15 protein-coding genes are annotated in these 19,055 nt (G+C 60.4%); 12 read left to right on the top strand and 3 right to left on the bottom strand.

The window, feature by feature from the left end:
• Positions 1-103 precede the first annotated feature (103 nt).
• The 3 genes from DA915_RS17700 to DA915_RS17690 are packed head-to-tail and all read right to left on the bottom strand — an operon-like array spanning position 104 to position 2,685.
• A complete protein-coding gene (locus tag DA915_RS17700; RefSeq protein WP_107676770.1) occupies positions 104-1,000 on the bottom strand; it encodes a dihydrodipicolinate synthase family protein in 897 nt (298 codons plus the stop codon).
• 29 nt (positions 1,001-1,029) lie between these two features.
• Entirely contained in the window at positions 1,030-1,911 is an 882-nt protein-coding gene (locus DA915_RS17695; protein WP_107676769.1) for an SMP-30/gluconolactonase/LRE family protein, read from the bottom strand.
• A 54-nt stretch (positions 1,912-1,965) separates the two neighbouring features.
• Entirely contained in the window at positions 1,966-2,685 is a 720-nt protein-coding gene (locus tag DA915_RS17690) for a FadR/GntR family transcriptional regulator (protein WP_020009865.1), read from the bottom strand.
• Between the two features lie 301 nt (positions 2,686-2,986).
• On the opposite strand from DA915_RS17690, the gene DA915_RS17685 reads away from it, so the two are divergent.
• The 12 genes from DA915_RS17685 to DA915_RS17630 all read left to right on the top strand — a co-directional run bounded on the left by DA915_RS17685 (position 2,987) and on the right by DA915_RS17630 (position 19,040).
• Positions 2,987-4,936 carry an ABC transporter substrate-binding protein gene (locus DA915_RS17685; RefSeq protein ID WP_003505681.1) on the top strand — a complete coding sequence of 650 codons (1,950 nt, stop codon included), beginning with the start codon at positions 2,987-2,989 and terminating at the stop codon, positions 4,934-4,936.
• A 121-nt stretch (positions 4,937-5,057) separates the two neighbouring features.
• Complete coding sequence (locus tag DA915_RS17680) at positions 5,058-6,044, top strand: ABC transporter permease (RefSeq protein ID WP_003505682.1); 987 nt, start codon at positions 5,058-5,060, stop codon at positions 6,042-6,044.
• A 9-nt stretch (positions 6,045-6,053) separates the two neighbouring features.
• The gene (locus DA915_RS17675) at positions 6,054-7,178 is read left to right on the top strand and encodes an ABC transporter permease (protein ID WP_060725622.1); all 1,125 of its coding nucleotides are present in this window, start codon (positions 6,054-6,056) and stop codon (positions 7,176-7,178) included.
• Between the two features lie 7 nt (positions 7,179-7,185).
• On the top strand, positions 7,186-8,910 hold the full coding sequence (locus tag DA915_RS17670) for an ABC transporter ATP-binding protein (RefSeq protein WP_162687226.1): 1,725 nt from the start codon (positions 7,186-7,188) through the stop codon (positions 8,908-8,910).
• Between the two features lie 43 nt (positions 8,911-8,953).
• Positions 8,954-10,141: a galactarate dehydratase gene (locus DA915_RS17665; RefSeq protein WP_003505685.1), complete on the top strand. Its 1,188-nt coding sequence runs from the start codon at positions 8,954-8,956 to the stop codon at positions 10,139-10,141.
• Positions 10,128-10,994, top strand: coding sequence for a galactose mutarotase (locus DA915_RS17660; protein ID WP_107676768.1), 867 nt, complete (start codon positions 10,128-10,130; stop codon positions 10,992-10,994). Before DA915_RS17665 ends, DA915_RS17660 begins: the two co-directional genes overlap by 14 nt.
• A 138-nt stretch (positions 10,995-11,132) precedes the next feature.
• Entirely contained in the window at positions 11,133-11,933 is an 801-nt protein-coding gene (locus tag DA915_RS17655) for a FadR/GntR family transcriptional regulator (protein WP_107676767.1), read from the top strand.
• Between the two features lie 78 nt (positions 11,934-12,011).
• Positions 12,012-13,520, top strand: a complete 1,509-nt coding sequence (locus DA915_RS17650; RefSeq protein WP_003505688.1) for an ABC transporter substrate-binding protein — start codon at positions 12,012-12,014, stop codon at positions 13,518-13,520.
• Between the two features lie 67 nt (positions 13,521-13,587).
• Entirely contained in the window at positions 13,588-14,535 is a 948-nt protein-coding gene (locus DA915_RS17645; RefSeq protein ID WP_107676766.1) for an ABC transporter permease, read from the top strand.
• Positions 14,536-14,545: 10 nt separating this feature from the next.
• Positions 14,546-15,418 carry an ABC transporter permease gene (locus DA915_RS17640; RefSeq protein ID WP_003505690.1) on the top strand — a complete coding sequence of 291 codons (873 nt, stop codon included), beginning with the start codon at positions 14,546-14,548 and terminating at the stop codon, positions 15,416-15,418.
• Between the two features lie 21 nt (positions 15,419-15,439).
• On the top strand, positions 15,440-17,224 hold the full coding sequence (locus tag DA915_RS17635; protein ID WP_107676765.1) for a gamma-glutamyltransferase family protein: 1,785 nt from the start codon (positions 15,440-15,442) through the stop codon (positions 17,222-17,224).
• 4 nt (positions 17,225-17,228) lie between these two features.
• The gene (locus DA915_RS17630; RefSeq protein ID WP_107676764.1) at positions 17,229-19,040 is read left to right on the top strand and encodes an ABC transporter ATP-binding protein; all 1,812 of its coding nucleotides are present in this window, start codon (positions 17,229-17,231) and stop codon (positions 19,038-19,040) included.
• Positions 19,041-19,055 lie beyond the last annotated feature (15 nt).

The following is a 19,055-nucleotide window of genomic DNA, read 5'->3' as shown; positions in this document are numbered from 1 at the left end:
ACCCCTTCGGTGGCGCAGGATCGCTGCGCCACCCGCAACGAATATGCCGGCCGATGGCCGGCATATTACATAGACAAAATGCAGCTTGCCGGTAACTCGTCTGTCAACGCCAGCTGGCGAGCAGCCCTTCAAGCGTCTTACGATCCTGTTCGTCCAGACGGGCAAGTCCCGGCGCTCGAACCGGGCCAACCCTGAGGCCAAGGATTTCCATGGCTTCCTTCACCACCGTCACGTTTGCGCCGTTGCGATAGCGCGTCCGCAGCCGCTCGAAGAGTTCGATCTTTTCAACGACCTTCCGTGCCGCCGAAAAATCGCCTGACGTCAGGGCTTCATGAACCTGCAGTGAGAATTGCGGAGCCACGTTGACGAGGCCGGATGTGAAGCTGCGTGCGCCGACAGCCGAAAAGGCGGGGGCCCAGCTTTCCGCGAGGCCGCAGACATAGAGCGCGCCCTTCGGATCGGAAGCGGCAATCGCGCGTGAGAGAAGCATGATGTCGGTCGTTGCGAACTTGATGCCTGCAACATTCGGATGGCTGGCAAGCCTCACCATGTCATCGACCGAAAAACCGTCGGCACGGACATAGGCCACCAGCGGCAGCTCGCTGCCGTCAGCCAGGCCGAGAAAATAGTCGATCTGGGATTGCGGTGCCGCAAAGGGGTCGACCGGTTGATGGGACATGACGGCGGATGCGCCCATCTCCCTTGCCTGGCGCGCCATGGCGAGAGCCTCGCGCTGCGAGCGTCCAATCGCCGCCGTGACCGGGGCTTTGCCATCAACACCTTTTATCGCGGCTTCGTAGACCCTGAGAATCTCGGCCGGTGTGAGAGCGTAGAATTCGCCGGTATTGCCGGCGGCAACGATGTTGTGGATGCCCGCCCTTGCAACGCGGGCGTAGACCTCTGTCGTGACACCAATATCGACTTCCCCGCCTGCCTCATAGGCTGTTACGGGAACGCCGGAGATGCCGTGCAGGGCCTGGCGAAAATCAAATGTCGTCATCAACTGGTTTCCTCAAGATGAAAGTGTCTTCAGATGGAAAACTTGTGTACGGCTGCCCCCGCAACGGGCGCGTCAAAGGCCACGAGGGTGCCTGGCGTGGCTATTCCGTCCGTCTCGGTGACGAGACTTGTGAGATAAATCGTTTTGAGGTCCGGACCGCCGAAACACGGCATGGTCGGCCCTTTGAACGGCAGCCTGTAGATCTCGAACAGTTCGCCATCCGGTGAAAAACGGTTGAGACGTCCGGCCTGAACGCCGGCGCTCCAGTAACAGCCTTCGCAATCGGTCGCCGCGCCATCCGGCCTGCCTTCGTCCGGCGCGAAATCGTGAAGACGTTCGGCCGGACCGAGCCTGCCCGTCGCGACATCGAAATCGAACGCCTGATACATCAGCCCGCTGCTGTCGGAATGATACATGCGCCTGCCATCCGGGCTCCAGGCGAGCCCGTTTGAGGTGAACATGTCGCCATTGATGATGCGTTCGACGCCGCCATCCGGCGCGACGCGATAGAGGCGCGCATTGCCTGTCTGTATCGCAGCCTCGTCGCGGGTCCCCACCCAGAAATGGCCGTCGGGGCCGACCTTTCCGTCGTTGAGGCGGCTGTCAGGTCGCCCTTCGTCCGGGTCGCACAGAAGTTCAAGTTTTCCGCTCACGGGATCGAGAAGGTGCACGCCGGTCTTCACACCCGCCACGATCAGGCCATTGTCGCAAAGACCGAGACATCCCACCTGGGCAGGCATATCATATCTGTCGAGTTTTCCGCCCGGATGCAGGCAGAAAATGGCGGGGGCGAGAATATCGACGAACCACAGATTGCCGGTCCGCTCATCCCATGCCGGTGATTCTCCAACCTTCAACGGCGTATCGATAAGGGAGCGGAGTTTCGGCTCTATGATGCGCGGCTGGCTCACTGATTATTCTCCATTGCCCCATAGGGCCTCGTCCTTCGAATTGCGGAAACGGTTCTAGCTGCCGACGCCCTGAAACATGCGGGCACGCGCCTTCAGGATGTGGTCTTTCATCGCGTCATGCGCAGCCTGCTCCTGGCGCGCAAAGATCGCTTCCACGATTGCCGTATGCTCGTTCTGCACCTCGCGCACATGTTGCGGCGTCCGCTTGAGGCTGAGGCTGCGTGTCACCGACTGGCCGATCGCGAAATGCGGCTTGAACCAGATCCGCACCGTGATGTGGAACTGGTTATGGCTCGCCTTCGCAATGGCTTCGTGCAGGGCAAAGTCTTCCTCCGCACCAAGATCGTTGCGTTCCAGACATTGTTCCAGCGCCGCAATAGCCTGCTCGATGCGGGTTTTGTCGGCGGCCTGCCAGTTGCGCGCCGCAAGTTCGGCCGCTGAAGATTCAAGGCCGGACCGGAATTCGAAAAACCGCTGCACGTCTGCAAGCGAGCCGACAGGCACCTGTTGCAACACGGACGAATCCGGCTGCTGGCGCACATAGGAGCCTGACCCTTTCTGGGAGACGATGAGGCCATCGTTTCGCAGCCGCTCCAGGGCTTCGCGCACCACCGGCCGGGATGCACCGAACAACGACGCCAGATTCTGTTCCGATGGCAGCCGTTCGTTCACGGGAAACCGCCCGTCCGAAATCATGCCGATGATTTTTTCGTAGATGATGTCGCTCAGCCGAGTCTCGCCTCGAGCGGCAGCAGATGCGGTTTGATTGTCCATCAGCAGCCCTTCCGTTGCAAATCGCTGAAGTTAATGGGTTTCCTGCATTTCAATCGCAACAGAAATACCGGGGTTTTTGTGAGCGAGGGGGCTGTCGTACCGACTTTTTCTTCAAGCCTGATCCTGAAAACCGGTCTACGAATAAAAAATATGTAAAAATCTGTCAATACTTGTAATCATCTGAAAACGCCCATATGGTCTGCCCCTGCCGATGGAGGATCGGCGTGCTGGCTGGCCGGGAGGGCTGTTGCGGTACGGTGAAAACCGTTTCGCTGCCGGTGATTTTTTGGGAGGATTGTCGATGCGCGATGGCGAAGCATTTTCACTGGGCGTAACGCGCCGAACCTTTATGGCGGGGCTTGGCGGCGTGGCCGCCCTTTCCGTCATCGGGACCTCGGCGCGGGCTGCTGCCGGCAAGCAGGCGCCGCAACTGGAGGCGCTGGTAAAGGACGGTAAATTGCCGCCCCTGGCCGAACGTCTGCCGAAAAATCCGATGGTGGTGACACCGCACGAGAAAATCGGCTCCTATGGCGGCACGTTGCGCCGTGGCCTGCGCGGTTCGTCGGACCATAACGGCATCCTGCGCATGGTCGGCAATCAGGGGCTGGTTCGCTGGAACATGGACTTCACCGAGGTTCTGCCGAACCTTGCGGTGAAATGGGAAGTCAACGACGATGCTTCGCAATTCACCTTCCATTTGCTGGAAGGCGCAAAATGGTCGGATGGTCATCCCTTCACCGCAGATGATGTGGTGTTCGCCATCGAGGACTGCATCAAGAACAAGGAGCTTTACAGCGCCACGCCAGCGCAGCTCTCCGTTGCGGGCAAGGCGGTCGATGTCGAAAAAGTCGATGATTTCACGGTAAAGTTCAAATTCGCAGCGCCGAATGCGCTTTATCTGGAAAACCTCGCCACGCCGCTCGGCCAGCATCCGACGCTGTTTCCCAAGCATTATTGCAGCAAGTTCCTGCCTAAATACAACACGGCGCTCGATGCCGATGTGAAGGCTGCGGGTGTCTCCAGCTGGACGGAACTGTTCCGGGCGAAGTGCGGTGATATCGAAATTCCGTCCCGCTGGTCGAATGTCGACAAGCCGACCCTTGATCCGTGGGTGGTGAAGGAACCCTATTCCGGCGGTGCGACACGGGTGGTCATGACCCGCAACCCGTACTTCTGGCAGGTCGATACCGAAGGCAACCAGCTGCCCTATATCGACGAAATCAATTTCGGCATTTCGCAGGATGTCGAATCGCTGATGCTGAACGTCATTTCCGGCAAGATCGACATTCAGGAGCGCCATATCAGCGTTCTCGCCAACAAGCCGACCCTGTCTCAGAACATGAAAAAAGGCGATTATCGCCTGCTCACTCTGGTGCCGTCTGCCGCGCAGCAATGCCAGATCTACCTGAACATCACCCACAAAGACCCGGCAATGCGCAAGATGTTCGCGGACAAGTCCTTCCGTCAGGCGCTGTCCATCGCGCTCAACCGGCAGGAAATCATCGACATCGTCTATTTCAGCCAGAGCGAGGGGTATCAGGCCGGACCACGCCCGACACACCCCTGGTATAATGAAAAGCTGGCGCGCCAGTTCACCGAATATGATGCCGACAAGGCGAATGATCTTCTCGACAAGGCCGGTTACGACAAGAAGAACGGCAACGGCATGCGGTTGCGGCCTGATGGCCAGCCCGTCTTCTTCTCGATCGATGTCATCCCGACGCTCTATCCCGATCTGGTCGATGCGCTGGAACTGGTGAAGGCGCAATGGGCGCAGATCGGTGTCGACATCAAGGTCAACACCATCGAACGCGCGCTCTATTATACACGCGGCGATGACAACGCCCATGATGCTGCCGTCTGGCCCGGCCCCGGCGGTCTCGACCCGATGCTTGATCCGCGCGATTTCTTCGCATTCCACCCGCAGGGTTCGCGTTACGCCATTCCGTGGGCGCTCTGGTACACCTCGAATGGCCAGAAGGGCGAAGAGCCGCCGGAAAGCCAGAAGAAGCGTTTCAAGCTGTTCGACGAGGCCCGCTCGACGGCCGACCTTGCCAAACGCGGCGAGAAGATGAAGGAAATCTTCGATATCGCGGCGGAAGAGTTCGAGACGATCGGCCTCTGCCTTGCCGTTGGTGGTTTCGGCATCATTCGCAATAATCTGCGAAATGTGCCGGAAACGGAACCCGACAGCTGGACATGGCCCAATCCCGGCCCGGCGCTGCCGCAACAGTTCACCTTCACAAGCTGATACCACCACATGGGCGTCGCTGCCGTAACGCGGCGACGCCTCTCAGGTTGTTTCGACCACGCGCATACCGTTTCCTTAGTGGAAGGCGGTGCGTATGGCACAATGTGATTGCGAGAGCGACATGCTGCTTTTTATCGTAAAACGCCTGCTGTGGATGATACCGTCCCTGTTTGCCGTCAGTTTCCTTGCCTTTGTCCTGATCCAGCTGCCGCCCGGTGACTATGTGACGACCTATATCGCCACACTGGCTGCCTCCAACGAGGTCATCGACCACAATACCGCGGCGCAGCTGCGTGAACGTTTCGGCCTCGATGACCCCATGATCGTGCAATATCTGAAATGGATATGGGGCATCATCAGCCGTGGCGATTTCGGCATCTCGTTCGAATGGCAGCAGCCGGTTTCGGGCCTCATCTGGGAGCGTATGGCGCTGACGCTGGTTCTGGCCATCGCAAGCCTTCTCGCCACCTGGGCCATCGCACTTCCGATCGGCGTCTTCTCCGCCGTGCGCAAATATTCGATCGGCGATTATCTCTTCACCGCCTTTTCCTTCTTCGGCCTTTCCATACCCTCGTTCCTGCTGGCGCTGGTGCTGATGTATGTGGCGGCGGTGGAGTTCGGGGCCGATGTCGGCGGGCTGTTTTCAGCCGAATATGAAACGGCCTCCTGGAGCATCGCCAAGATGGTTGACCTGATGGCTCATATCTGGCTGCCGGTCGCCATTCTTGCCGTGTCTTCCACCGCAAGCCTCATCCGCGTCATGCGCGCCAACATGCTGGACGAATTGCCCAAGCCCTATGTGACCACGGCGCGGGCGAAAGGCTTGTCCGAGTTCAAGCTGCTGACGAAATACCCGCTCAGAATTGCGCTCAACCCGTTCATTTCCACCATCGCATGGCTTTTGCCCAACCTCATTTCGGGCTCCGTGGTGGTCGCCATCGTGCTCAATCTGCCGACGGCCGCACCCCTGCTTCTGCAGTCGCTGATGGCGCAGGACATGTATCTCGCCGGCGCTTTCGTGCTTCTGATCTGCGCGCTGACGCTGATCGGATCGCTTATCAGCGACATCCTGCTTGCGCTGGTCGATCCGCGCATCCGTCTCGAATAGGAGGGCGCCATGAGCGATATCACCATTACCACCAATGCCCGGCAGGACCGCGCCGCCGTCGCCTCGCAGTGGCAGCTCATCTGGTGGGCATTCAAGCGCCACAAGCTGGCCATGGCCGCCCTGTTCATCACCATTGCCATGTATATCGTTGCGCTGGTGCCCGGCTTCTTCGCCATCAACGATCCGGTGCTGCAGAACGCCCGCGCCACCTTCCATCCGCCGCAGCGCGTCCATTTCGTCGATACGACCGAGGGTTTCTCGCTCGGGATGCATTATTATCCGCTGAAGCTGACCCGTAATCCCGAAACGCTGGCTGCGGTGTTCGTGGAAGATACGGCCAAGAAAATACCGATTCAGCTTTTTGGCAGGGGTTACGAGTATTCCGTATTCGGCCTGTTCAACACGAATATCCACCTGCTGGCTTCCACCGACAAGACGCGCCCGCTTTTCCTGTTCGGCGCGGACCGCCTCGGACGCGATGTCTTTAGCCGCGTGGTGCAGGGTGCGCAGGTTTCCCTGTCGATCGGTCTCGTCGGCGTGTTTTTCTCGCTGCTGCTCGGCGTCGTTCTGGGCGGTATCTCCGGTTATTATGGCGGCCGCATCGATTTCGTCATGCAGCGCGTGATCGATTTCGTGCTGTCGCTGCCCACCATTCCCATCTGGCTGGCGCTGGCCGCCGCCCTGCCGCAGGGCTGGCCTGCCACGCTTCAATACATGATGATCACCATCATCCTGTCCCTGACCGGCTGGGCGCAGCTTGCCCGCGTCGTGCGCGGCCGGTTCCTGTCGCTCAGAACCGAAGAATTCGTGGCCGCGGCGCGGCTGGATGGCGTGCCGGAAGGGCGCATCATCTTCCGCCATATGCTGCCGAGTTTTTCGAGCCATATCATCGCCTCGGTCACGCTTGCGGTTCCGGCGATGATCCTTGCGGAAACCTCGCTCTCATTCCTCGGTCTCGGTCTCCAGCCGCCGACGATTTCCTGGGGCGTGCTGCTTCGCGAGGCGCAGAATATCCGTTCGATTGCAACCGCGCCGTGGCTGTTCCTGCCGGGCGTCGCTGTTGTCATTGCCGTCATGGCGCTCAATCTGCTCGGTGACGGCCTGCGCGATGCAGCCGATCCCTATAATAAGTGAGGTCCTGATGAGCGACATTCTCTCCATGAAGCCCGCCAGGCCGCTGCTCGAAGTCCGCAATCTCGTGACCGAATTTCCGGTCCGAAACGGCGTCTTCCGGGCGGTCAACGATCTGTCTTTTTCCATCGATCCCGGCAAGACCCTCTGCGTCGTCGGCGAAAGCGGCTCCGGCAAATCCGTCACCGCCCGCTCGATCCTGCAGATCATCGACACCCCCGGCCGTATTGCGTCCGGGTCGATCATCCTCAACCGCGCCGATGGCACCTCTTTGGATCTGGCAAAGCTCGATCCGCGCAGCCGGGCCATCCGCTCGGTGCGCGGCGCTGATATCGCGATGATTTTTCAGGAGCCGATGTCGTCGCTTTCACCCGTGCATACGGTGGGTGATCAGATCACCGAGGTCCTGCGTCTGCATCTGAAAATGAGCAAGGCACAGGCGCGGGCCGAGGCCATCGAGCTGCTGCGGCAGGTGGAAATTCCAAATCCCGAAAAGGCGCTGGATCGTTACGCTTTCCAATATTCGGGCGGCATGCGCCAGCGCGCGATGATCGCCATGGCGCTGGCCTGCAAACCGCAACTGTTGATCGCCGACGAACCGACGACGGCACTTGACGTCACCACACAGGCCGAAATACTCGACCTGATATCGCGACTGCAAAAGGCGCATGGCATGGCGGTGTTGTTCATTACCCATGATATGGGCGTGGTGGCGCAGATCGCCGATGACGTGCTGGTCATGCATCATGGTGTCGCCAAGGAATATGGCACCGTCGAGCAGATATTCCACAGCCCGCAGGACCCCTATACCCGCATGCTGATCGGCTCCGTGCTGAAGCTGGAGCAGAAGGCGGAAATCCGGCTTGCGCGGCCTCCACTCGATCTAACGGCTGCGCCGGTGCTAGAAGTGAACGACCTTTCCATGCACTTCGGTGAAATGAAGGCGCTGGATGGCGTGTCGATCAAGCTTCTCCCGGGCGAGACGCTTGGCATCGTCGGCGAAAGCGGCTCCGGCAAGACAACGATGGGCCGCTCCATCATGCGTCTTTACGATCCGACCGGCGGCGAGATGCGTTATCGCCGGGCGGATGGCACGGTGGTCGACTTGGCCAAAATCGAAGGTGCCGAACTGAAGGCCGCGCGGCGTGAATTGCGTATGGTTTTCCAGGACCCTTTCGGCTCGCTCAATCCGCGCATGACGGTGGCGCAGGTCATCGGCGAGCCGTTGCTGGTCAACGGCATTGCCAGGGGCAAGGAACTGGATGAACGCGTCTGTGCCCTGATGGAGCAGGTGGGTCTCGACCCGGCCGGGCGCGAACGTTACCCGCACGCCTTTTCCGGCGGACAGCGCCAGCGCATCGGGATTGCCCGCGCCATCACGCTGAAACCGCGCATCATCGTTGCGGATGAGGCGACGTCAGCGCTTGATGTTTCAGTGCGGTTCCAGGTGCTGGATCTGCTGATGCGCCTGCAGGACGAGCTTGGTCTCGCCTATATCTTCATCAGCCATGACATCGGCGTTATCAGATACATGTGCGACCGTGTCGGGGTGATGTATCGCGGCAAGCTTGTCGAGGTGGGAGACGCCGAAAAAGTCTGCAACGCGCCCGACCATCCCTATACGCAGGCGCTTCTTTCCGCCATTCCGCGCCCGGACCCGCGGGACCGGGACCGCACCCGCAGGTTTCGCTACGTCGAACCGCCAGAGATCAAAAACGGGATCGCCGCCCGATAGTGTTGCGCCCGTTGCGCGCTGCAATTCATGAGGAAGACTAAGCATGAAAATCGATCGCATGCGGGTATTCGTCACCCGCGACAAGGACCGCCCCCGCGTCATCGTCGCTCTCGATACGGATGACGGTTTGACCGGCTGGGGCGAATGTTACAATCACGGCCCCGATCTCGCCTTGCCGCCGGTGCTGGATTACCTCTATGGCTTCCTCGCCGGACAGGACCCGACGCGGGTCGAATATCTCTACAATCTCCTTCTCCAGCAGAACCGTTTTCCGCCCGGCGCGCTCGGTCTGTCAGCAATATCTGCGCTTGATCATTGCCTGTGGGACCTTGCCGCCAAGGCAGCGGGCGTGCCTGTTTACAAGCTGCTTGGCGGCGAAGTGCGCGACCGCATCAAGGTCTATGCCGGCGTCTACACGGCACCGGATGCGCCGGCGGCAAAGGAAGAGTTCGACCGCCTCAACGAGGGCTGGGGCTTCACGGCCTTCAAGCTCAGCCCGTGGCGCGTGGATATCCATGCCCACCGCTGGGGTGAGGTGGTGCGCAGTTCGGCCGACTATTTCCGCTCGCTTCGCGAGACCGTGCGGTCTGACTACGACATCGCCTTCGATGCCCATGCCAAGATTTTTGAACCCGCCGCCGCCCGCCAGCTTGGCAATGCGCTTGCCCCTTACGATCCGCTGTTTTTCGAAGAGCCTTTGCGTCCCGAAAACATCGAGATGTGGGGAGACCTGAAACAGGGGCTGAACTGCACGCTGGCAACAGGTGAAAGTCTCTATAATCGCAATGAGTTCCTGCGTCTTCTTCAAGTAAAGGGCGCAGACATCATTCAGCCTGACATCTGCGTCGTCGGCGGCATTTCCGAAATGCGCCGCATCGCCACGCTTGCGGAAGCCCATTTCGTCAGCATTGCGCCGCATAACCCGATGGGGCCGCTCGCCACCGCCGTCAATGTGCACTTCTCCGCTGCCCAGCAGAATTTCCGTATTCTCGAATACCGGCTGCCGAAGGGCCAATGTTATGTCTATGGTGGCACCGATCTTGAAAAACGCGAGGATGAAACCCGCTATGTCGTCGACCCCTATCTGCCGAAGGACGGATATCTGGAGCTGAGGCCGGATCGTCCCGGCTGGGGGGTGGAGATGGATGAAAAAGCCATGCAGGAAGACGGTTACATTCACTGGCAGAGACGGGTGCCGAAACGGCCTGACGGCTCCTATGCCTTTGCCTGAAACGATCGCGATTGCCTGCGGGCGGCTCTCTGCCCGCCTGCGTCCCGCATGGGGCGGCAGGATGACCTATCTGCACCACGCGGACTACGGTGATATTCTGGCGCCAGCAACCGGGGAGGATTTCCAGCCGTTCAACTGGCCGCGCGCCGGCGCCTATCCGCTGTTTCCTTACCACAATAGGCTCTATGGGAGCTCGTTCGTTCATGCGGGCATCCGCCATGAGCTTTCTCCCCATCCGGCCCTTGCGCCTGATGCCATGCATGGACCTGCGCACCGGCGAGCCTGGGAGATTTCCGGTCTGGCTTCGGATCGGGCGGGGCTGGTACTCCACTATGAGGCTGACGGGGAATGGCCTTTTTCCTTCCGCGCTGAACAGTCTTTTCTGCTCGAAGACGCCGGCCTCACCGTGGACCTGTCGATCACCAATCTGGCGGACGTACCCGCGCCGATGGCGCTGGGCTGGCATCCCTATCTGGCTGCCGGATTTGGCTGCGAAGCGCGCACGGATGCAAGGCTGGAATATCCGCTGGACCCGCAGAACGTGCCGACCGGCCAAGCAGCCGTACTTCGCCAGACGACCGTCATTCCCGCAGCGACGGGATACACGGAGCATTATACAGGTTGGTCTAATGCGCATGTCCAGTTTGACGGGTTTTCACTGCTGATCGAGGCCGATCCCGTTTTCGGTCATCTGGCTGTCCACCGCATGGACAGCTATCTTTGCCTCGAGCCCGTTTCCATGGCCGCCGGAGCGCTCGGCTTGCCGGAGGCGCAGCGGGAAGCGCTTGGCGTCAGGATCGTTGCGTCCGGCGAACATCTATCGGGGCGAATCCGGCTTTCCGTCGGGCCTTGAGGGGGGCAGGGCGCGCGCGAGAACGCCATGCCCCTGCGTCCCATCTCCACAGTCAAAAAAACGCCACATGCCCATATTTTGAGCGTCAGAGATTGTCGCTCAAAAATGCGCTTGACGTCGGCGAAAATTTCTCACCAAATGAACCAATACAAGATTGGTTCAAGAAAATGGTGCGGTGTGGCAGCAGGCCCTAACGACAATTCCAACTACGCGCTGGCGCGGTTGCGTGAATATATTCAGGCGAATCATCTCGTCAGGGATGGCCGTCTGCCGACGGAACGGGCCTTTGCGGAGACTTTTAACGTCGGCCGTCGGTCGATCCGCCGCGCGCTTGAGGTTCTGGAAGCCGAAGGCCTCATCTGGCGGCGGCAGGGGGCCGGAACCTTTGTGGGTGAAAAACCTGATGATTGGTCCGCCCAGGTCACGGAATTGGTCGCCGGTACGGATTTCATGGAAATCATGGAGGTGCGCCTGCGCATCGAACCGCAGCTGGCGCAGCTAGCGGCGATGCGCGCCAAGCCGGCCGAGGTGGAGCGCATGCGGGCGCTGGTGGAAAAGACCGGCCAGAGCACGGATGCAGATGCCAAGGAATTGTGGGATGGCTCGCTCCATCGCCAGATCGCCCAAAGTGCCGGCAACAAGCTGTTTCTCTCGATTTTCGATGTCATCAATCGTGTCCGCCAGGATGATGCCTGGCAGTCGATACGGGAACTCGCCCGGCGCAGCGGAACAAATGTGAGGGCGTCTTTCGAACAGCACATGGCCATTGTCGACGCCATCGCCGATCGCGATCCAGCGCGTGCCGGTGAAGCCATGCGCCAGCATCTTCTCATGCATCAGGAAAGGCTGATCCGCGCCACCTCGCTCGGCTTTCTGGAGGAGGGATCCGGGGCGGGCAATACGGCCGGCGCCGATAATTCGCTGACCGAGGCTTCTTAAGGCCACGGATGAAAACTGTCGCCCCGTCAGGGGCGGCCAATGACAAAAAGTCAAAATAACCAGACCAGAGGAACGAACATGAAGAAAATCCAGACATTGACTGCTGCGCTGTTGGCGAGCGCATTCCTGACCACGCCGGCGCTATCCTCCGAATTGCGCATCGGCCTGAACGACGATGCCGATGTGCTCGACCCCGCACAGTCGCGCACCTTCGTCGGCCGCATCGTCTACACCGCCATGTGCGACAAGCTGGTGGATATCTCGCAGGACATGAAGATCGTGCCCCAGCTCGCCACCGAATGGGCCTGGTCCGAAGGCGGCAAGGTGCTGACGATGAAAATCCGCGATGGTGTCAAGTTCCACGACGGTGAAACACTGGACGCGGCGGCCGTCGTGGCCACCATCGAGCGCAACATGACGCTGCCGGAATCCCGCCGCAAGAGCGAGCTTTCGTCGGTCGAGAAGGTTGAGGCCACCGGGCCGCTCGAAGTCAAATTTACGCTGAAGACGCCTGACGTCACCCTGCTGGCGCAGCTTTCCGACCGCGCCGGCATGATCGTCGCGCCGAAAGCGGCCAAGGAACTGGGTGCGAATTTCGGCTCCAAGCCGGTCTGCGCCGGGCCGTTCAAATTCGTCGAGCGCATCCAGCAGGATCGCATCGTGCTGGAGAAGTTCGCGGATTATTGGGACAAGGACAAGATCCTCGTTGATAAGATCGTCTATCTGCCGATCCCCGACACCACCGTGAAGCTCGCGAACCTTCGCGCAGGCGACCTCGATATCGCCGAGCGTATCTCGGCCTCCGATGCGGAATCCGTCAGGAACGACCCCAAACTGACCTATGCCGATGTCATTGGACCGGGTTACATGGCCATGTATGTCAACATGAACAATGGCGCGCGTGCGGACAATCCGCTCGGCAAGGACAAGCGCCTGCGTCAGGCATTCTCCTATGCTATCGACCGCGAGGCCATCGGCCAGATCGTCTTCGAAGGGACGTCAAAGGGCGGCAATCAGGCTTTCCCACCCACAAGCCCCTGGTTCAACCAGAACCTGCCGGTGCCGCCGCGCGATATCGACAAGGCCAAGCAGTTGATGAAGGAGGCGGGTTACGAGACGCTCGATGTCGAGCTTCAGCACGCCAACAACACCACGCAGACGCAGATGATGCAGGTCATCCAGTCCATGGCGGCCGAGGCTGGCTTCAACGTCACCCTGAAGGCCACCGAATTTGCCACACTCCTGTCCGAGCAGACCGCCGGTAATTACCAGCTCAGCCGTTCAGACTGGTCGGGACGTATCGATCCCGATGGCAACCTGCATCAGTTCGTCACCTGCAAGGGCGGCATCAACGATGTGAAATATTGCAATCCCGAGGTCGACAAGCTGCTGAACGAGGCCCGTGCCTCGACCGAAGATGCAGTCCGCAAGGAAAAATATGATGCCGCAAGCGTCATCCTCAACGACGACATGCCGATCATCTATCTCGGCCACCAGCCCTATGCCTATGCCATTTCCAACAAGGTCAAGGGCTGGGCGCCGTCACCTGACGGTATGATCCGCCTTCTCGGCGTTTCCAAGGACTGACCGTTTCGCATAGGCCGCACGGCTTGCCGTGCGGCCCCCAAGACCGGACACAAACGGGGGCAATGCCATGCCTGTTTATATCGGCAAGCGACTGCTGGTCGCGATCCCGACGCTTCTCATCATTTCCATCTTCGTTTTCTCGCTGCAGAAACTGCTGCCGGGCGATCCGGTTCTCGCCATGGCGGGCGAGGAGCGCGATCCCGCGACGATCGAATTCCTGCGGGAGAAATATCGCCTCAACGATCCCGTGCCGCTGCAATATATCAACTGGCTGGGCGGCGTGGTGACCGGCGATTTCGGTATTTCGCTGCGGTCCAACCAGCCGGTGCTGGAACTGATTGGCCAGAAGCTGCCGGTCACCATTCAGCTGGCTGTCATGGCGATGTTCTTCGCCATGGTGATCGGCATCCCCATCGGCATTCTGGCCGCCGTCAAGAAGAATACCTGGATCGATTACACCGCCAATGTCGTTGCGCTTTCCGGCCTGTCGATCCCGAATTTCTGGCTCGGCATCATGCTGATCCTGCTGGTCTCAGTAAAACTCGGCTGGTTGCCGGCATCCGGTTATGAATCGATCTTCGTGGACCCTGTCCGTTCCATCGAAACGATGATCATGCCCGCCTTCGTGCTGGGCAATGCGCTTGCGGCAACGCTGATGCGGCACACGAGGTCTGCGATGGTTGCGGTCTTGAGTTCGGACTATATCCGAACCGCCCGCGCCAAGGGACTTTCGCCGCGCGAGATCATCCTGTCGCACAGTTTCCGTAATGCGCTTCTTCCCGTCATCACGCTGCTGGCGCTGCTCTTCGGGGAGCTGCTGGCCGGTGCGGTTCTGACGGAGCAGATATTCACCATTCCCGGTTTCGGCAAGATGACGGTCGATGCGGTTTTCACCCGTGACTATGCCGTCGTGCAGGGCATCGTTTTATGCACCGCCGTCGGCTTCATCCTCATGAACCTGCTGGCCGACATTGCCTATGTCCTGCTTAACCCCCGCCTCAGGGCGACGATCTGAGGCTGATATCATGACCGTTCTCGATCAAAACCTCTCCGTACCGGCGACACGGCAGGAAAGCCGCGCCTGGAAAAAAATGAAGCGCAACAAATCGGCGCTTGTCGGCATGATCATCGTGCTGTTTTTCGCCGTGCTTGCCATCGCCGCGCCGATCCTGCCGATTGCCGACCCGGTTGCGACCAGCTGGTCGGCCATCCGCAAGGCGCCGTCGGCGGCCCACTGGCTCGGCACCGACGATCTCGGCCGAGACATCCTTTCCCGCATGATCTATGGCGCCCGCGCCTCGCTGATGGCCGGCGTCGTCTCGGTGATGATCGCGGTGGTGATCGGCGTGCCCTTTGGCCTGATTTCAGGTTATTTCGGCGGCTGGGTGGACATGGTCATCTCCCGCATCACCGAAGCGCTGCTCGCCATGCCCTTCCTGATCATGGCAATCGCGCTCGCCGCCTTTCTCGGCCCGAGCCTTACCAATGCGATGATCGCCATCGGCCTTTCCGCCATGCCGATCTTCGTGCGGTTGACGCGCGGGCAGGTGCTGGCAGTCAAGATGGAGGACTATGTCGAGGGCGCGAGGTCCATCGGCCTCAACCACATCGACATCATGACGCGTTACATCCTGCCGAATGTCTTTGCCCCCATCATCGTGCAGGCGACGCTGACGGTGGCGACCGCCATCATTGCGGAGGCGAGCCTTTCCTTCCTCGGTCTCGGCCAGCAGGCGCCGGCCCCATCCTGGGGTTCGATGCTGAATACCGCGAAGAATTTCCTGAGCCAGGCGCCGTGGATGACGATGTGGCCCGGCATCGCCATCTTCCTCGTCGTCATCGGTTTCAATCTTCTCGGCGACGGCCTGCGCGACGCGCTCGATCCGCGCGAAGCATGATTTTTTACAAGGAATATCGGAATGAATGAATTCACCACACGCCCTGAAATCCTTGGCACCTTCGGCGTCGTCACCTCGACGCACTGGATCGCATCGGCCGTTGGCATGGCGATCCTCGAAAAGGGCGGCAATGCTTTTGATGCCGCCGTGGCCACCGGTTTCGTCCTGCAGATTGTCGAGCCGCATTTGTGCGGCCCGGGCGGAGATATGCCCGCGGTGTTTTATTCCAAGCAGAAGGACAAGGTGGAAGTCATCTGCGCACAGGGCCCGGCCCCGAGTGGCGCCACGATTGAACATTACACTTCGGAAGGCCTGAAGCTGATCCCCGGCGACGGGCTGCTCGCAACCGTCATACCCGGCGCCTTCGACGGCTGGATGCTGATGCTGCGCGACTATGGCACGATGAGCGTGCGCGAAGTGCTGGAACCCGCAATCTATTATGCCGAGCACGGGCATCCGACGTTGCCGCGTGTCTCCGCCACCATCAAGGGGTTGGCCGATTTCTTCGAGAAGGAATGGCCGACATCCCATGAGACATGGCTGCCGGGCGGCGCGGCACCCGAGTCTCACGCCAATTTCCGCAACCCGGTTCTCGCCGCCACCTATCAGCGGATCGTCACTGAAGCCGAAGCGCGCTCCGGCCGCGAAAACCAGATAGAGGCGGCGCGCGATGCCTTCTATCGGGGTTTCGTAGCGGAAGCCATCGACAGTTACGTAAAGACCGCAGAGGTGATGGATGCTAGCGGCGCAAGGCACAAGGGCGTGCTGACGGCGCAGGATATGGCGGACTGGAGCGCGACCGTCGAAGCGCCGCAGACGTTCGACTATCAAGACTGGACGATTGCCAAGACGCCCGCCTGGGGGCAGGGTCCGGTTCTCTTGCAATCGCTTGCGCTGCTGAAGGGCTTCGATATTGCGGCCATGGAGCCGTCCGGTCCCGATTTTATCCACACCATCGTCGAAGCCATGAAGCTCGCTTATGCCGATCGCGAGGTCTATTACGGCGACCCTGAATTCGGCCAGATACCGACTGAATATCTTCTCTCCGAAGGTTACAATGCCGGACGCCGCACGCTGATCGGCAGCGAGGCGTCGCTGGAACTGCGTCCGGGCACCGTGCCGGGTTACGAAAAGCAGGTGGATGCCACCATGGCCATGCTGGCCGAAATGAGCGGCACCGGCACCGTCTACGAGCCGACCATGTCGCATCTGACGGAAAAGCGCGGCGACACGGTCCATATCGACGTCATCGACCGCTGGGGCAACATGGTCTCCACCACGCCTTCGGGCGGCTGGCTGCAATCCTCGCCCATCGTGCCGGGTCTCGGTTTCGCGCTCAATTCCCGCGCCCAGATGTTCTGGCTGAAGGAGGGGCTGCCCACCTCGCTTGCGCCGGGCAAGCGCCCGCGCACGACGCTGACGCCCTCGCTTGCGCTGCATCAGGGCCGTCCCGCCATGGTCTTCGGTACGCCGGGCGGCGACCAGCAGGACCAGTGGCAACTACCCTTCTTCCTGCGTTATGCCCATCACGGCAAGAACCTGCAGGCCGCGATAGATATGCCGTTGTTCCACACCGCGCATTTTCCGGGCTCGTTTTATCCGCGCACCAGCTCGCCGGGGGAAATCACCGTGGAAAGCACCGTGGGTGAAGCGACCTTGCAGGAGCTTCGCCGTCGCGGACACCGCGTCACGGTTGCCGATGCATGGTCCGTCGGGAGGCTCACCGCCGCGCGGCGGGATGCGGACGGCCTCTTGCGCGCCGCCGCAACGCCGCGGCTGATGCAGGCCTATGCGGTTGGGCGGTAAGACCATGGAGATGAAACCTGTCCTCTCCGTCCGGAACCTGACCACCTCCTTCCTCGTCGATGGCGCCTGGAAAAGCGTGGTGCGCAATGTGTCCTTCGATGTCGCGCCCGGTGAAACCGTCGCGATTGTCGGCGAATCCGGCTCCGGTAAATCCGTGACGTCGCTATCACTGATGCGCCTGCTTGCCCCAGCCTCCAGCCGGATAGAAGGGGAAGTCCTGCTCAACGGGCGCAATCTGCTGGCGCTTTCCGAAAAGGAGATGCGTGGCGTGCGCGGCAACGATATCTCGATGATCTTTCAGGAGCCGATGACCTCGCTCAATCCGATCTTCACCATCGGCCGCCAGATTTCCGAAGTCCTCATCCGCCACAAGGGGCTTTCGAAGCAGGAGGCGCGGGCGGAGACGGTGCGGCTTCTGGAGAAGGTCCGCATTCCCAACGCCTCCGGTCGTTTTGACGAATATCCGCATCAGTTTTCGGGCGGCATGCGCCAGCGTGTGATGATTGCCATGGCGCTCGCCTCGCGGCCGAAACTGCTGATCGCCGACGAGCCGACGACGGCGCTCGACGTTACCATTCAGGGCCAGATCCTCGATCTCATCAAGCTGCTGCAGGAAGAGGAGGGCATGTCGGTGCTCTTCATCACCCATGACATGGGTGTGGTGGCCGAAATCGCTGACCGCACGATCGTGATGTATCGCGGCGATGAAGTCGAGACCGGGCCGACGGAGGACATCTTCCGGCGCGGCAAACATCCCTATACGCGGGTGCTGCTTTCGGCGGTTCCGAAGCTCGGTTCGATGCGTAACCGGCAATGGCCGACGCGTTTTCCGGTTCTCGACATGAAAACCGGTCTTTCGACCGAGCCGGAGGAGGTGGCCGAGACGGTTGCAAGCGGACAGACACCGGTTCTGTCGGTCAAGAACCTTGTGACGCGCTTTCCCATCCGCTCCGGCCTGCTGGCGCGCCAGACGGGTGCGGTTCACGCCGTCGAGAACGTTTCCTTCGATCTGTTTCAAGGAGAAACGCTGTCGCTGGTGGGTGAATCCGGTTGCGGAAAGTCCACCACCGGCCGCTCGATCATGCGCCTCGTGGAGCCGTCGTCCGGCGATGTGTCGCTCGACGGTTACGATGTGATGCGCCTCGATAACGTCGGTCTGCGCAACATGCGCAAATCGGTGCAGATGATCTTTCAGGACCCGTTCTCGTCGCTCAATCCGCGCATGACGGTGGGCACGGCAATTTCCGAGCCCTTTATCAAGCACAGGCTGGGCAGCGCCAAGCAGGCCAAGGAAAAGACTGCCGATCTTCTCGAAAAAGTCGGCCTGTCCGCCGATATGGCCAACCGCTACCCGCACGAATTTTCGGGTGGTCAGCGCCAGCGCATCGCGATTGCCCGGGCACTGGCCCTCGATCCGAAGGTCATCGTTGCCGATGAAAGCGTCTCGGCGCTCGATGTGTCGATCAAGGCGCAGGTCTGCAACCTGCTGCTCGACCTGCAGCAGAGCCTCAACCTCGCCTTCCTGTTCATCAGCCATGACATGGCTGTCGTGGAGCGCGTCAGCCATCGCGTCGCGGTGATGTATCTCGGCGAGATCGTGGAGATCGGGCCGCGCGCCGCCGTTTTCGACAATCCGCAACATGCCTATACGAAAAAGCTGATGGCGGCCGTTCCGGTGCCGGACCCGGCAAGACGCGGGATAAGGCGCGGCATATCCAATGACGAGCTGAAGAGCCCGATACGGGCAATGGGATATGAAACGCCGACGCGAAACTACAGGACCGTATCGCCCGGCCACATGGTGCAGATAGCCTGAGACGATTACGGCCGC

The sequence above is a fragment of the Agrobacterium sp. LAD9 genome (assembly GCF_003031125.1).
GTDB lineage: Bacteria > Pseudomonadota > Alphaproteobacteria > Rhizobiales > Rhizobiaceae > Agrobacterium > Agrobacterium radiobacter.
This window is presented reverse-complemented; position numbering and strand designations above follow the sequence as displayed.

Bases quoted from the DNA above. Each gene is read 5' to 3' on its own strand.
- DA915_RS17650 (WP_003505688.1), top strand. From the start codon at position 12,012: ATGAAGAAAATCCAGACATTGACTGCTGCGCTGTTGGCGAGCGCATTC.
- DA915_RS17655 (WP_107676767.1), top strand. From the start codon at position 11,133: ATGAACCAATACAAGATTGGTTCAAGAAAATGGTGCGGTGTGGCAGCA.
- DA915_RS17680 (WP_003505682.1), top strand. From the start codon at position 5,058: ATGCTGCTTTTTATCGTAAAACGCCTGCTGTGGATGATACCGTCCCTG.
- DA915_RS17665 (WP_003505685.1), top strand. From the start codon at position 8,954: ATGAAAATCGATCGCATGCGGGTATTCGTCACCCGCGACAAGGACCGC.
- DA915_RS17630 (WP_107676764.1), top strand. From the start codon at position 17,229: ATGGAGATGAAACCTGTCCTCTCCGTCCGGAACCTGACCACCTCCTTC.
- DA915_RS17670 (WP_162687226.1), top strand. From the start codon at position 7,186: ATGAGCGACATTCTCTCCATGAAGCCCGCCAGGCCGCTGCTCGAAGTC.
- DA915_RS17660 (WP_107676768.1), top strand. From the start codon at position 10,128: ATGCCTTTGCCTGAAACGATCGCGATTGCCTGCGGGCGGCTCTCTGCC.
- DA915_RS17635 (WP_107676765.1), top strand. From the start codon at position 15,440: ATGAATGAATTCACCACACGCCCTGAAATCCTTGGCACCTTCGGCGTC.
- DA915_RS17690 (WP_020009865.1), bottom strand. From the start codon at position 2,685: ATGGACAATCAAACCGCATCTGCTGCCGCTCGAGGCGAGACTCGGCTG.
- DA915_RS17640 (WP_003505690.1), top strand. From the start codon at position 14,546: ATGACCGTTCTCGATCAAAACCTCTCCGTACCGGCGACACGGCAGGAA.
- DA915_RS17675 (WP_060725622.1), top strand. From the start codon at position 6,054: ATGAGCGATATCACCATTACCACCAATGCCCGGCAGGACCGCGCCGCC.
- DA915_RS17685 (WP_003505681.1), top strand. From the start codon at position 2,987: ATGCGCGATGGCGAAGCATTTTCACTGGGCGTAACGCGCCGAACCTTT.
- DA915_RS17645 (WP_107676766.1), top strand. From the start codon at position 13,588: ATGCCTGTTTATATCGGCAAGCGACTGCTGGTCGCGATCCCGACGCTT.
- DA915_RS17700 (WP_107676770.1), bottom strand. From the start codon at position 1,000: ATGACGACATTTGATTTTCGCCAGGCCCTGCACGGCATCTCCGGCGTT.